This window comes from Pseudomonas fitomaticsae (genome assembly GCF_021018765.1).
Taxonomy (GTDB): Bacteria; Pseudomonadota; Gammaproteobacteria; order Pseudomonadales; family Pseudomonadaceae; genus Aquipseudomonas; species Aquipseudomonas fitomaticsae.
The window spans coordinates 2,023,375-2,037,776 of the sequence record NZ_CP075567.1 but is presented as its reverse complement, the minus strand read 5'-3'; the positions used below and the strand labels follow the sequence as shown (position 1 = coordinate 2,037,776).

Below are 14,402 nucleotides of genomic sequence, written 5' to 3'. Positions count from 1 at the left end.
TCAGTCCCTTAATCCATGAAGCCCTGAAGCTTCAACTCGATGGAGCGTGGGTTTTCACCTTCAGCGATCGACAAGATCCCTTCCAACAACATTTCGCGATAACGCGACTGTCGCAACGCGATTGACTTGAGCTTGGCGGCCACCGGCAGCAACACCAGGTTGGCACTGGCCACACCGTAGATGGTGGCGACGAACGCGACCGCAATCCCGTTGCCCAGTTGCGACGGATCGGCCAGGTTGCCCATCACGTGGATCAGGCCCATCACCGCGCCGATGATGCCGATGGTCGGCGCGTAGCCGCCCATGCTTTCAAACACTTTGGCGGCCTCGATGTCGCGGGCTTCCTGAGTGTAGAAATCCACTTCGAGGATGCTGCGGATCGCTTCCGGCTCGGCGCCGTCAACCAGCAGTTGCAGACCCTTGCGCGAGTAGGCGTCGGGCTCTGCATCGGCCACGCCTTCCAGACCCAGCAGGCCTTCCTTGCGGGCGGTGAGGCTCCAGTTGACGACGCGGTCGATACCGCCGGCCAGGTCCACACGCGGCGGGAAAAAGATCCAGGCCAGAATCTGCATGGCGCGCTTGAACGCGCTCATCGGCGATTGCAGCAGCGCGGCACCGATGGTGCCACCGAGCACGATCAGCGCTGCAGGGCCGTTGGCCAGCGCGCCGAGGTGACCACCTTCTAGGTAGTTGCCGCCGATGATGGCGACGAACGCCATGATGATTCCGATAAGGCTTAGAACATCCATCAGACGCATGCCTCGACGATGTGCTTGCCGATATCGTCCAGGCTGTACACCGCGTCGGCGAGGTCAGCTTTGACGATGGCCATCGGCATGCCGTAGATCACGCAACTGGCTTCGTCCTGAGCCCAGACCGTGCTGCCGCCCTGCTTGAGCAGGCGTGCACCTTCGCGGCCGTCGGCGCCCATGCCGGTCAACACGACCGCCAGAACTTTGTCGCTGTAGGACTTGGCCGCTGAACCGAAAGTGATGTCCACGCACGGCTTGTAGTTCAGACGCTCGTCACCCGGCAGGATTTTCACCGCGCCACGGCCGTCGATCATCATCTGCTTGCCACCCGGTGCCAGCAGCGCCAGCCCCGGACGCAGGATGTCGCCATCCTCGGCTTCCTTGACGCTGATGCGGCACAGCTTGTCCAGACGTTCGGCGAAGGCCTTGGTAAAGGCCGCCGGCATGTGCTGAATCAGCACGATCGGCGCCGGGAAGCTCGCCGGCAACTGGGTCAGGACCCGTTGCAGTGCGACCGGGCCGCCGGTCGATGTACCAATCGCCACGAGCTTGTAGTTTTTGCGTTTCGGGGCCGGCGACGAAGCGCTGGCCGCTGGCGCGCGAGTCGGTGCAGGCGCTGGTGCCGGACGGGCCGGAGCACTGTGGCTGCCAAAGCTCGACGGCGCTGCTGCCGGAGTCGGCGCAGGTGCAGGTGCAGCGGCAGGCGCCGGCGCACTGTAGGCACTGAAACGACGGTTGCTGCGCGAGATGCTGTGAACCTTCTCGCACAGCAGTTGCTTGACCTTCTCCGGGTTGCGGGAGATGTCTTCGAAATTCTTCGGCAGGAAATCCACCGCGCCGGCATCCAGCGCATCCAGGGTCACCCGGGCGCCTTCGTGCGTCAGCGAGGAGAACATCAACACCGGGGTCGGGCAGCGCTGCATGATGTGCCGCACGGCCGTGATGCCATCCATCATCGGCATCTCGTAGTCCATGGTGATCACGTCCGGCTTGAGGGCCAGGGCCTGATCGATCGCCTCTTTACCGTTGGTTGCCGTGCCGACAACCTGGATGCTCGGATCCGCTGAAAGAATTTCCGAGACGCGGCGGCGGAAAAAACCCGAATCGTCCACCACCAGGACTTTGACTGCCATAAACACTCCATTAGGTGCGGCGGGACGTTGTCGCCCCGCCGCCCCGGATTCAAATACGCCGTGCGGCGTAACGCTTGAGCATGCTCGGAACATCGAGAATCAGTGCAATGCGGCCGTCACCGGTGATGGTGGCGCCGGACATGCCCGGAGTTCCCTGGAGCATCTTGCCCAATGGCTTGATGACCACTTCTTCCTGGCCGACCAGTTGATCGACGACGAAGCCGATCCGCTGGGTGCCCACCGAAAGGATCACCACATGGCCTTCGCGCTGCTCTTCGTGAGCGGCGGAGCTGACCAGCCAGCGTTTGAGGTAGAACAATGGCAGCGCCTTGTCCCGCACGATCACCACTTCCTGGCCATCCACCACGTTGGTGGTCGACAGGTCGAGGTGGAAGATTTCGTTGACGTTCACCAGCGGGAACGCGAACGCCTGGTTGCCGAGCATCACCATCAGGGTCGGCATGATCGCCAGCGTCAGCGGCACCTTGATGACGATCTTCGAGCCCTGGCCCTTGGTCGAGTAGATGTTGATCGAACCGTTGAGCTGGGAAATCTTGGTCTTCACCACGTCCATGCCCACACCACGGCCGGACACGTCGGAGATCTCGGTCTTGGTCGAGAAACCCGGGGCGAAAATCAGGTTGTAGCACTCGGTGTCGCTCAGGCGATCGGCGGCATCCTTGTCCATCACACCGCGTTTCACGGCGATGGCGCGCAGGACGTTCGGGTCCATGCCTTTGCCGTCGTCGGAGATCGACAGCAGGATGTGGTCGCCTTCCTGCTCGGCCGCCAGGATCACCTTGCCGCCACGGGCCTTGCCCGACGCTTCGCGTTCTTCCGGCGACTCGATGCCGTGGTCGACCGCGTTGCGCACCAAGTGGACCAGCGGGTCGGCCAGTGCCTCGACGAGGTTCTTGTCGAGGTCGGTCTCTTCGCCCACCAGTTCCAGGTTGATCTCTTTCTTGAGCTGGCGTGCCAGGTCGCGAACCAGACGCGGGAAGCGGCCGAAGACTTTCTTGATCGGCTGCATCCGGGTCTTCATCACCGCGGTCTGCAAGTCGGCGGTGACCACGTCGAGGTTCGACACGGCTTTCTGCATCGACTCGTCGCCGCTGTTCAGGCCCAGGCGCACCAGACGGTTACGCACCAGCACCAGCTCGCCGACCATGTTCATGATTTCGTCGAGACGTGCAGTGTCTACACGCACGGTGGTCTCGGCTTCGCTCGCCGGCTTTTCCGGTGGCGGAGTCGCCGGTGCACGGGCCGGAGCCGGTGCAGCAGCGGCAGCCGGTTTGGCCGGTTCGGCTTTCGGCTCAGGCGCTTTTGCAGCAGGTTTTGCCGCAGCGGCCGGGGCCTTGGCAGCAGGCGCTGCAACCGCCGAAGCATTGCCGGCGGTCACGACGGCACCGGTGGCGACGTCGGTGAACTTGCCTTTGCCATGCAGATCGTCGAGCAGCGATTCGAACTCGTGGTCGGTGATCAGATCGCTACCGGCCGCAGCGGCTGCCGGGGCAGCAGGCGCAGGCACCGAAGCAATCGCCGACTCCAGCGCATCGACGGCAAAGTTGCCCTTGCCGTGCAACTGATCGAGCAGGGCTTCGAATTCGTCGTCGGTGATGTCCGAGTTGTCGCCCGCCGCCGGAGTAGCAGGTGCAGCGGCTGCCGGAGCCACGGCGTCCGCCGCGAACTGGCCCTTGCCATGCAACTGGTCGAGCAGCGACTCAAACTCGGCGTCGGTGATTTCATCGCTGGCTGCTTCATCGGAAGCAGGCGCAGCGGCAGCCGCCGGGGCTTCGGCTTCAGCCTTGACGGCATTGAGCGAGTCCAGCAACTGTTCAAATTCGTTATCGGTGATGTCGCCCGAATCGCCGGTTTCGTTTTCAACGACCAGCTCTTCGATCATCTCGGCAACAGGCGAAGCCGGGGCTTCATCCGCCGATTGCGGTTCGGCCAGACGCGCCAGGGCGGCCAGCAGTTCCGGGGTGGCGGCAGTGATCGGGCTACGATCGCGGACTTCGCTGAACATGCTGTTCACCGCGTCCAGCGCTTCGAGCACCACGTCCATCAGTTCTGCATCGACGCGTCGCTCACCCTTGCGCAGGATGTCGAACACGTTTTCGGCGATGTGACAGCACTCCACCAGCTCGTTGAGCTGAAGGAAGCCGGCGCCCCCTTTTACAGTGTGGAAACCGCGAAAAATTGCGTTGAGCAGATCTGCGTCATCCGGGCGGCTTTCCAGCTCGACCAGTTGTTCGGACAGTTGCTCAAGAATCTCGCCGGCCTCAACCAGGAAATCCTGAAGGATCTCTTCATCGGCGCCGAAGCTCATTAATGGGGTGCTCCTACAGGTCTAAAAACCCAAAAAAACTCAAAATCCAAGGCTGGATAGCAAATCGTCCACATCGTCCTGACCGGACACAACGTCTTCTCGTTTATCGGCATGAATCTGCGGACCTTCACCCTGCGAGAGATGTTTTTGTGGATCTTTTTCAGCAAGCATCGCCGCACGGTCATGTTCGATGCCCGCAAAGCGGTCCACCTGGCTGGCCATGAGCACGAGCTTGAGCAGGTTGCTTTCGACTTCGGTGACCAATTGGGTCACGCGCTTGATCACCTGGCCGGTGAGGTCCTGGTAATCCTGGGCGAGCAGAATGTCATTCAGATTGCTCGACACTGCGCGGTTGTCCGCGCTGCTGCGTGCCAGAAAACCGTCGACCCGGCGCGCCAGTTCACGGAACTCTTCAGCCCCGACCTCACGGCGCATGAAGCGGCTCCAATCGGCGCTCAAGGCCTGGGCTTCGTCAGCCAGGCCATTGACCACAGGGGTCGCGCTTTCCACCAGATCCATGGTGCGGTTGGCGGCAGCTTCGGTCAGTTTGACCACGTAGCCCAGACGCTCGGTAGCGTCGGTGATTTGCGACACTTCCTCGGCCTGCGGCATGTGCGGATCGATCTGGAAATTGACGATCGCACTGTGCAGTTCACGCGTGAGCTTGCCCACTTCCTGGTACAGGCCACGGTCACGGGTCTGATTGAGCTCATGGATCAGTTGCACAGCGTCGCCAAACCTGCCCTTTTCAAGGCTTTCGACCAGTTCGACCGCGTGTTTTTTCAGGGTCGACTCGAAATCGCCCTGTGAAGATTCGTTATGCTCCATAGCTCCCCCGCGCGTTCATCAGCCGATGCGTTCGAAAATCTTCTCGATTTTTTCTTTCAACGCCTGGGCCGTGAAAGGTTTGACCACGTAGCCGTTCACGCCGGCCTGGGCCGCTTCGATGATCTGCTCGCGCTTGGCTTCAGCGGTCACCATCAGCACCGGCAGGTGCTTGAGTTTTTCATCGGCGCGCACGTGACGCAGCAGATCGATGCCGGTCATGCCGGGCATGTTCCAGTCGGTCACCAGAAAGTCGATGCTGCCGCTGTTGAGTACCGGAATGGCAGTGACGCCATCGTCGGCTTCAACGGTGTTGGTGAACCCGAGATCACGCAACAGGTTCTTGATGATCCGCCGCATCGTTGAGAAGTCATCAACGATGAGGATTTTCATGTCTTTGTTCAATTCGACCTCCAAGCAGTCTTAAACGCGCCCAGCACCTGGACGCGCCATTTCAATCAATCCGGCAAAACACTCGATGACTGTCTGGAGCACAACAGAGCAAGACCGGTGCCGTTCACCACCGCACCAGCCTCGTTCGCAGTGTCCCCACACTGCCTTCAGCGCGCTCGCCACTCCCCCAAACGCCCCCGCAAGCGGGCCGCGCACTGGCTGTGTAACTGGCTGACCCGCGATTCACTGACGCCAAGGACTTCACCGATCTCCTTGAGGTTCAGCTCTTCGTCGTAGTACAGCGCCAACACCAGTCGCTCACGCTCCGGCAAATTGGCAATCGCGTCCGCCAGCGCGGCCTGGAAACGTTCGTCTTCCAGATCGCGCGACGGCTCCAGATGAGCACTGGCGCCATCCTCGTGCAGCCCTTCGTGTTCGCCGTCCTGCAACAGGTCGTCGAAACTGAACAGCCGGCTGCCCAGGGTGTCGTTCAAAATCCCGTAGTAATCGTCGAGACTCAATTGGAGTTCGGCCGCAACTTCGTGATCTTTAGCGTCACGGCCGGTTTTAGCTTCAATCGAGCGAATTGCGTCGCTGACCATACGGGTGTTGCGGTGAACCGAGCGCGGAGCCCAGTCCCCCTTGCGTACTTCATCGAGCATCGCGCCGCGGATCCGGATGCCCGCGTACGTTTCGAAACTGGCGCCCTTGCTGGCGTCGTATTTGGTCGAGACTTCGAGCAGGCCGATCATCCCGGCCTGGATCAGGTCTTCGACCTGCACACTGGCCGGCAACCGCGCCAGCAAGTGGTAGGCGATGCGTTTGACCAGTGGCGCGTAACGCTCGATCAGCTCGTACTGCGCGTCACGCGCCGACTTCTTGTAGAAATTCATACCGCTGGCGGTCATAGCACAGGTCCTGCCGTTTGCTGCACGAGGCGCTCGACGAAAAATTCGAGGTGGCCGCGCGGGTTGGCGGGCAGCGGCCAGGTGTCGACCTTCTGTGCGATCGCCTTGAACGCCAGTGCGCACTTGGAACGCGGGAAGGCTTCATAGACCGCACGCTGCTTCTGCACCGCCTTGCGCACGCTTTCGTCGTAGGGCACTGCGCCGACGTATTGTAGGGCGACGTCGAGGAAGCGATCCGTGACCTTGGTCAACTTGGCGAACAGATTGCGACCTTCCTGCGGGCTCTGGGCCATGTTGGCCAGGACGCGGAAGCGGTTCATGCCGTAATCGCGGTTGAGCAGTTTGATCAGCGCGTAGGCGTCGGTGATCGAGGTCGGCTCGTCGCAAACAACCAGCAACACTTCTTGCGCCGCGCGAACGAAACTGACTACCGAGTCACCAATACCCGCAGCGGTGTCGATCACCAGCACATCGAGATTGTCGCCGATATCGCTGAACGCCTGGATCAGGCCGGCATGCTGGGCCGGGCTCAGGTGAACCATGCTTTGCGTACCGGAAGCGGCCGGCACGATGCGGATCCCGCCGGGACCTTGCAACAGTACGTCGCGCAGCTCGCAGCGGCCCTCGATCACATCGGCCAGAGTACGTTTGGGCGTCAGGCCCAGCAGAACGTCGACGTTCGCCAGACCCAGGTCGGCATCCAGCAGCATGACCCGACGGCCAAGCTCTGCCAGCGCCAGGGACAAGTTCACTGACACGTTAGTCTTGCCGACGCCACCTTTGCCGCCGGTCACCGCGATCACCTGTACGGGATGCATGCTGCCCATGTTATTTCTTTACCTTGTCTTGCATAGACGGAGGCCACATTACTGGCTGCGCGTTCCCAACCGGAACAATGCGTGGCAGACCATCGATGTAGGTACAAAAACTGTTCATTACCTCAGCCAACCTGCTTGGTCGGACTGTGGTAGATATCAGCGAACATGTCAGCCATGGCTTCTTCGCTGGGTTCTTCCTGCATTTGCACGCTGACGGCGCGGCTGACCAATTGATGACGGCGCGGCAGATGCAGATCATCCGGAATCCGTGGGCCATCGGTCAGGTAGGCGACCGGCAGTTCATGACTGATCGCCAGACTCAGCACTTCGCCAAGGCTGGCCGTCTCATCCAGTTTAGTCAGGATGCACCCAGCGAGCCCGCAACGCTTGTAACTGTGATAAGCGGCGGTTAGAACCTGTTTCTGGCTGGTGGTTGCCAGCACCAGATAATTTTTCGACCGAATGCCACGACCGGCCAGACTTTCCAGCTGCATGCGCAGGGCCGGATCGCTGGCCTGCAGGCCGGCGGTATCGATCAGCACCACGCGTTTGCGCAGCAGTGGATCCAGCGCCTGCACCAGGGACTGGCCCGGATCGACGTGGGTCACCGAAACGTTAAGGATGCGGCCCAGCGTCTTGAGTTGCTCCTGAGCACCGATACGGAAACTGTCCATGCTCACCAGCGCGATGTTCTGCGCGCCGTACTTGAGCACGTAACGGGCGGCCAGTTTGGCGAGGGTGGTGGTTTTGCCCATGCCGGCAGGACCGACCATGGCAATCACACCGCCCTCTTCCAGCGGCTCGACTTCGGGTACGGAAATCATCCGCGCCAGGTGCGCAAGCAGCATGCGCCAGGCCTGACGCGGTTCGTCGATCTCGGTGATCATCGACAGCAGATCGCGGGACAACGGGCCGGACAAACCGATGCGTTGCAGACGACGGTACAGATTGGCCTGGGCCGGACGGCTGCCTTGCAGCTGGTTCCAGGCCAGAGTGCCGAGTTGCACTTCCATCAGTTCGCGCAGGCTGTTGAGTTCGAAGCGCATCGAGTCCAGAGCACGCGGGTCAACGCCAGCGGAAACCGGTGCAGGCGCCGGGGCTGGACGGGCCGGAGCCTCGTAGGTCGGTTCGGTCAGCGGTTCGGCAGCGGTCAGCGGCAGGCCGGCCGTCAACGGCAGCCCGGCGAACAACTGGCGATTGGTGTTGCCGTCGGCCTCACCACGCAGGCTCAGCTCGGCCTGGGCAGTGACGATGCGTGACTGGGTCTTGCGCAGCTCGTCTTCGAGTTCCATGTTCGGAACCCGTGGCGCCAGCGCCGACAGTTTGTAATCCAGCGCCGCCGTCAGCTCGACGCCGCCGGCAATGCGGCGGTTGCCAATGATGGCGGCATCAGCGCCCAGCTCATCACGAACCAGCTTCATGGCCTGACGCATATCGGCGGCGAAAAAACGCTTAACTTGCATAAACCACTACCTCAGCCGTTGGGCCCTACTGTCGCAACGATGGTCACTTGCTTGTTGTCCGGAATTTCCTGGTAGGCCAGCACATGCAGTCCGGGAACTGCCAGGCGACCAAAGCGCGAGAGCATCGCGCGAACCGGGCCTGCTACCAACAGGATCACCGGCTGACCTTGCATTTCCTGGCGCTGCGCCGCTTCGATCAGCGAACGCTGCAGCTTCTCGGCCATGCTTGGCTCCAGCAGAACGCCCTCTTCCGAGCCTTGTCCTGCCTTCTGCAGACTATTGAGCAATATTTGTTCCAACCTTGGCTCCAGCGTGATAACTGGCAGCTCCGACTCAGTCCCTACAATGCTTTGGACGATGGCGCGGGATACGCCGACTCGCACAGCGGCCACCAAAGCGGCGGTATCTTGACTCTTGGCGGCATTGTTGGCGATGGCTTCGGCAATGCTGCGGATATCGCGCACCGGCACGTGTTCGGCCAGCAACGCCTGCAGCACCTTGAGCAGCTGCGACAGCGTGACCACGCCCGGCACCAGCTCTTCAGCCAGTTTCGGCGAGCTCTTGGCCAGCAATTGCATCAGTTGCTGCACTTCTTCGTGGCCGATCAGCTCGCTGGAGTGCTTGTACAGAATCTGGTTCAAGTGGGTCGCAACCACGGTGCTGGCGTCCACCACGGTGTAACCGAGCGATTGCGCCTGGGCGCGCTGGCTGACTTCGATCCACACCGCCTCCAGGCCGAAAGCCGGATCTTTGGCGGTGATGCCGTTGAGCGTGCCGTAGACCTGCCCCGGGTTGATCGCCAGTTCGCGATCCGGGTAGATCTCGGCCTCGGCCAGAATCACGCCCATCAGGGTCAGGCGATAGGCGCTCGGCGCCAGATCGAGGTTGTCGCGGATGTGCACGGTCGGCATCAGGAAGCCCAGATCCTGCGAGAGCTTCTTGCGCACGCCCTTGATCCGCGCCAGCAATTGTCCGCCCTGGTTGCGGTCCACCAGCGGAATCAGGCGGTAGCCGACTTCCAGGCCGATCATATCGATCGGCGTTACGTCGTCCCAGCCCAGCTCCTTGGTTTCCATGGCGCGGGCCGGCGACGGCAGCAGCTCCTGCTGACGCTTGACCTCTTCCAGAGCGACGACCTTGGCCACGTTCTGCTTCTTCCAGAACAGGTAAGCGCCACCGGCAGCCAGGGCGGCCATGCTCAGGAACGAGAAGTGCGGCATGCCCGGCACCAGGCCCATGACCGCCATCAGACCGGCAGCCACCGCCAGCGCTTTGGGCGAGGCGAACATCTGGCGATTGATCTGCTTGCCCATGTCTTCCGAGCCGGAAGCACGGGTCACCATGATCGCCGCAGCTGTAGATAACAACAGTGATGGCAATTGCGCCACTAAACCGTCACCGATGGTCAGCAAGGCGTAAACCTTGCCCGCGTCAGCGAAGGTCATGTTGTGCTGGAAGATACCGACGGCCATGCCGCCGATCAGGTTGATGAACAGAATCAGCAGACCGGCGATGGCGTCACCGCGCACGAACTTGCTGGCACCGTCCATCGAACCGTAGAACTCTGCTTCCTGTGCCACTTCCTGACGGCGGGCCTTGGCCTGGGCCTGGTCGATCAGACCGGCGTTGAGGTCGGCGTCAATCGCCATTTGCTTGCCGGGCATCGCATCAAGGGTGAAACGCGCGCTCACCTCGGAGATCCGGCCGGCACCCTTGGTCACCACGACGAAGTTGATGATCATCAAGATCGCGAAGACCACGATACCGACCACGTAGTTACCGCCGATCACCACCTCACCGAAGGCCTGGATCACCTTACCGGCAGCGGCGTGGCCGTCCTGACCGTGGAGCATCACCACCCGCGTCGACGCCACGTTCAGCGCCAGTCGCAACAGCGTCGCCACCAGCAGGATCGTCGGGAACACCGCGAAATCCAGCGGCCGCAAGGCGTACACGCAGACCAGCAGCACGACGATCGACAGGGCAATGTTGAAGGTGAAGAACACGTCGAGCAGGAACGGCGGCACCGGCAACATCATCATCGCCAGCATGACCAGCAGCAACAGCGGCACACCCAGATTGCCCCGACTGAGGTCGGCAATGTTCGAGCGAGCACTGTTGATTAACTGAGAGCGATCCACCGGTTTTCCCCGTTCCTTTAAAGCAAACTTTTGACGCCCGGAGCGGGCGCACGGCGGCTACTGCAAGAAGCCTTCCAACTTTTGCACCGAAAAAAAGATCACCGTAGAAAGGCGATCTTTTGCTTTGAATGTCGTGCCAATCACCGCTTGTCGGCACCTGTCAGATCTGACAGGTGTGGGGTCTGTATTTCAGCGATTAAATGGCACCTGACCGTTCCGACCACGCAGGAGCCTAATTCATGACCGCCTCGACCCCACCGGACAACACCGTTCTCGTCCTCTATCCACCCATCGTCAATGGCCAGACCACGCCCGTGGAAGGAGCGCATATCGGAGTGCCCCTGGTCGCCTATGATCTGGTCACCGATGGTGAAGGCGCTGTCGTTCCCGTCGATCCGCCGTCGTCGGGCAACATGGATCCCAACGATGTCATGGAGCTTTGGCTTAAGGGGGAACAGGCTCCACTGGACAGCGAAACCATTGTCAATCCGAACGCACGTACCACACTGCGCATTCCCAAGGGTCGACTACACCCGGACCGGATCAACATGCTGTACTACACGGTCAGGCGTGGAAGCAGCAATTTAGGGACGTCCACGCCCCCGCTCGAAATACTCTATAACCGCATCCGCCCCGGCCTGAAGGATCGCTTGACCGATCCCGGTGGCCACTCTGAACTCAAGCTCCTTCTGCCTGACGCGATCAAGAACGGCGTCGGCCCGGATTTCGTCAGCGCCGAAGTGTGTGTGGCCTATCCATATTGCCGGGCGTATGACCTCATCACCCTCAAATGCAATGGTGAACTGCTGGAGCCCAAGCCCAGGGTCAATCCGAATCAGGCGCCGCAACCGCCGAATCCCGGTGACGAAGAACCGATCATGTTTGGTTTCACCGTGGATCGCGCCTATCTGGAGCGTGCGAAACGACTGGATCAGAAACTGAACTTTTCCTACACCGTCACCGATCAGCTCGGCAACGGCCCGGACCCCGATGCACCGTGGTCGCCGGTGCAGACAGTGGATGAGGACCTGGATGGCAAGCGTCTGCCGATGGCGATCCTGCTGGAGCGGATGGAGGATTATCCCGGCGACGACGCCGAGGAAATCGATCTGGTGAAACTGGCAGGCGGGCCATTGCTGCTGGTGGTCCTGACGATAGACCCGCGCTTTGTCGCGGGCTATGAAGTCATCGCGACGTACACCGCGAAAAACACGGGGCAACCCGCTGATGTAGTGGTTACCGTCAGCGGCAAAGTCGAAGCGGATCCGTTCGGGCAGAAAAAACCGTGCATCCTTGAAGTGCCGAACAACAAGATTTTTGCCGGTAGCAACGTCATCGTGACTTACGAACTGCGCAAGCCGAACGGCGATCTGGTGGGCAATTCCAGACCGGCGACCGGCACCGTAACAGGATCGACTCCGGAGGATTTGCTACCGCCGTCTCTGGTGGCTCCGGCAGTCAACCCTATCGATGTCTTGGCCTATCCGAATGGAGTGACGGTACGCATCGAACACCTGCAGGCGCGGGACGGTGATCGGGCACGGCTGGTGGAAGTCAATCCACCAGCGGGGTCGACGCCGTTTCCGCTGGTGGCGTTTAACAGCAACAAGCGAGTGAACACCGTATTGAGCCCTGCATTTCTTGCCGAGCGGCATGGTCAGAATATTGAGGTTCGATGGAATTTGAATCGTGACGGGGGACAGGCGGGGAAATCGCCGTTAGCGAAGTTTCGTGTATCGAGGATTGCAGATGGGGATACGCGGTTGCCGATACCGAATGTCACCCAGGCATCGAGTAAAACTTTGAACTTAAATGATTTTACCGGCCATGCCGAGGCCACATTGCGTGCATGGACTGGAATCTCCACAAATCAGATAATAAATCTGCAGTGCACAGGAACTGACAACTCAGGCGCCGCCCACACCATCGAGCTTCTAACCAATCATCAAGTCACCGCCGAGAACATTAGAGATGGCTTTACAAAAGCCATACCGCGAAATGAACTTGAAAAATTTAAAGACGGAGACAACATTCACCTTATAGCAAGGGTCGACTTCCCCTCTAACATCGGAATACCGGCCATATTACTTCCGACACTGACCCTCACACTCATCTCAACTCTAAAGGAAATACTCATAACTTTTGACAATGAACCAAATCGAGAAATTTTCAGCGGAGAATCGATCGAAATGCAATATGTCACCATCACTAACATTTCTTCTTCAAGACCAGTAACTATACGACCAGCAACGTCAAACCCCAACCCTCAATTAAAAAACATTGAAGGACAAGTAATTTTCACGCCACTGGGAACCTGCACAATACAATTAAACTTTAAAAACACTTACTCATACATCAGCTTTTATCAAGCCTGGGGAGACGTAACAAATCGCGCAAACTACTACAATTCAAAAGGTGCACTCCTAGGTCGAGCATCTCTCACTCCCACAGTACTTAACCCTGCACAACTCATCGAATTCAGGAACATCGACATTGCCCGAGTTGAGATAATCACCACTAACGACGTAATCGCTCTCGACAACTTTAAATGTATACGATAAAAAACAAACTACTGAATAAAAAAGTGGACACACTTACTAGCACTCTCTAAAAAAGGGATGTATTTATTTACCAGCAAAGTCGCTCCCACAGAAAGAAAAAAAGAGAAAAAAAGGGACGTATTTATTTACCAATGACTGGAACAGCGGGACTTGAGCGTGGGTTTCCTGCTGACCAGGATGGTGTCTTCGTGAGCAAGCTCGCTCCCATAGAGGAATGCGTTCCAAATGTGGGAGCGACAGTGCGACGATTCGACTTGCTCGCGAAGAGTCCCGAGAAGTCAGCACAAAACGTCTTTTAAACTTCGGTGTTTAAAAGACACCTTCAGACACGCCTTGAAGGCTACGAATTCTTGCGCCATTGCCTACAGCTACGCCAGAATCCGCCGGCTTGTGCGCTGTGGGGTCGGGTTCTATTGTGGATCGGTCGCTGACGAATCAGCGATCGGGTTTAGCGACTCGGTTCGAATTAAAGGTGCACCAGCGCTCCAGGCTTCGTTGCGGATCTGCTTGTCTGCAATTTCGTTATGGTGGCTGTATGCGGGAGACCCTTGTGGTCTACCGGGTGCCTTTGACCGGTTCGCTAACCTGCGTACAGCCGCCACCCTTCCTGTTTAGCGACTGGATTTGGCGGCGCCACCCCAAAGGAGCTTCACCATGATCAAACCAACACCCAACCCACCCGAAACCGATCCCGCCTCGCCCTACGAATCCCTCGACTCCAGAAAGCTTCACGAAGCCGCCGACCGCGCCCTCGATCACTATCTCTGCCCGCCCGGCGCCACGCCACCGCCGCGCAAGACCCGCAGAATGTACGCCGTCACCGCGGACTTCAAAAACGAAGAACTGCTGGTCGAACTCTGCGAAACCCTCGCTTCCGCCAGAACCATCGCCAATGACTTCGCCCACCTCATGCCCGCCTCGCAACGCAGGACACTGACGGGCATCGGGCAACTGATCATGCTTGGGGAACTGGCTGCGAATCGGGTGTTGAATAATCTGGAACTACAACCGTCGCAGACCTCCGTGTAAAGGCTTGAGAAATGCGTCAGCGGCCACGACGCATGTCATCAGGCATAAAA

11 protein-coding genes are annotated in these 14,402 nt (G+C 59.5%); 2 read left to right on the top strand and 9 right to left on the bottom strand.

Going from position 1 to position 14,402, the window contains the following annotated elements; genetic code table 11:
- Nucleotides 1-8 precede the first annotated feature (8 nt).
- From KJY40_RS09185 to flhA, 9 genes are all read right to left on the bottom strand, one after another.
- The gene (locus tag KJY40_RS09185; RefSeq protein ID WP_085683348.1) at nucleotides 9-749 is read right to left on the bottom strand and encodes a flagellar motor protein; all 741 of its coding nucleotides are present in this window, start codon (nucleotides 747-749) and stop codon (nucleotides 9-11) included.
- The gene (locus KJY40_RS09180; protein WP_085605808.1) at nucleotides 749-1,885 is read right to left on the bottom strand and encodes a protein-glutamate methylesterase/protein-glutamine glutaminase; all 1,137 of its coding nucleotides are present in this window, start codon (nucleotides 1,883-1,885) and stop codon (nucleotides 749-751) included. Before KJY40_RS09180 ends, KJY40_RS09185 begins: the two co-directional genes overlap by 1 nt.
- 49 nt (nucleotides 1,886-1,934) lie before the next feature.
- Nucleotides 1,935-4,214: a chemotaxis protein CheA gene (locus KJY40_RS09175; protein ID WP_230736307.1), complete on the bottom strand. Its 2,280-nt coding sequence runs from the start codon at nucleotides 4,212-4,214 to the stop codon at nucleotides 1,935-1,937.
- A 39-nt stretch (nucleotides 4,215-4,253) separates the two neighbouring features.
- Nucleotides 4,254-5,042, bottom strand: a complete 789-nt coding sequence (locus KJY40_RS09170; RefSeq protein WP_230736305.1) for a protein phosphatase CheZ — start codon at nucleotides 5,040-5,042, stop codon at nucleotides 4,254-4,256.
- Nucleotides 5,043-5,060: 18 nt separating this feature from the next.
- Nucleotides 5,061-5,432 (bottom strand): chemotaxis response regulator CheY, encoded by a 372-nt coding sequence (locus tag KJY40_RS09165; protein ID WP_064378627.1) that lies wholly within the window; start codon nucleotides 5,430-5,432, stop codon nucleotides 5,061-5,063.
- A gap of 167 nt (nucleotides 5,433-5,599) precedes the next feature.
- Nucleotides 5,600-6,340, bottom strand: coding sequence for an RNA polymerase sigma factor FliA (fliA, locus tag KJY40_RS09160; protein ID WP_011333070.1), 741 nt, complete (start codon nucleotides 6,338-6,340; stop codon nucleotides 5,600-5,602).
- Nucleotides 6,337-7,167, bottom strand: a complete 831-nt coding sequence (gene fleN, locus KJY40_RS09155; protein WP_003222917.1) for a flagellar synthesis regulator FleN — start codon at nucleotides 7,165-7,167, stop codon at nucleotides 6,337-6,339. The genes fliA and fleN overlap by 4 nt, the downstream gene beginning before the upstream one ends.
- Nucleotides 7,168-7,280: 113 nt before the next feature.
- Nucleotides 7,281-8,621, bottom strand: a complete 1,341-nt coding sequence (gene flhF, locus KJY40_RS09150; RefSeq protein ID WP_230736303.1) for a flagellar biosynthesis protein FlhF — start codon at nucleotides 8,619-8,621, stop codon at nucleotides 7,281-7,283.
- Nucleotides 8,622-8,632: 11 nt separating this feature from the next.
- Nucleotides 8,633-10,762 carry a flagellar biosynthesis protein FlhA gene (flhA, locus tag KJY40_RS09145; RefSeq protein WP_230736301.1) on the bottom strand — a complete coding sequence of 710 codons (2,130 nt, stop codon included), beginning with the start codon at nucleotides 10,760-10,762 and terminating at the stop codon, nucleotides 8,633-8,635.
- A 239-nt stretch (nucleotides 10,763-11,001) separates the two neighbouring features.
- Here flhA and KJY40_RS09140 point away from each other — a divergent pair, with 239 nt between their 5' ends.
- Nucleotides 11,002-13,323 (top strand): hypothetical protein, encoded by a 2,322-nt coding sequence (locus KJY40_RS09140; RefSeq protein WP_230736299.1) that lies wholly within the window; start codon nucleotides 11,002-11,004, stop codon nucleotides 13,321-13,323.
- A gap of 654 nt (nucleotides 13,324-13,977) precedes the next feature.
- On the top strand, nucleotides 13,978-14,352 hold the full coding sequence (locus tag KJY40_RS09135; protein ID WP_230736297.1) for a DUF6124 family protein: 375 nt from the start codon (nucleotides 13,978-13,980) through the stop codon (nucleotides 14,350-14,352).
- Nucleotides 14,353-14,402 lie beyond the last annotated feature (50 nt).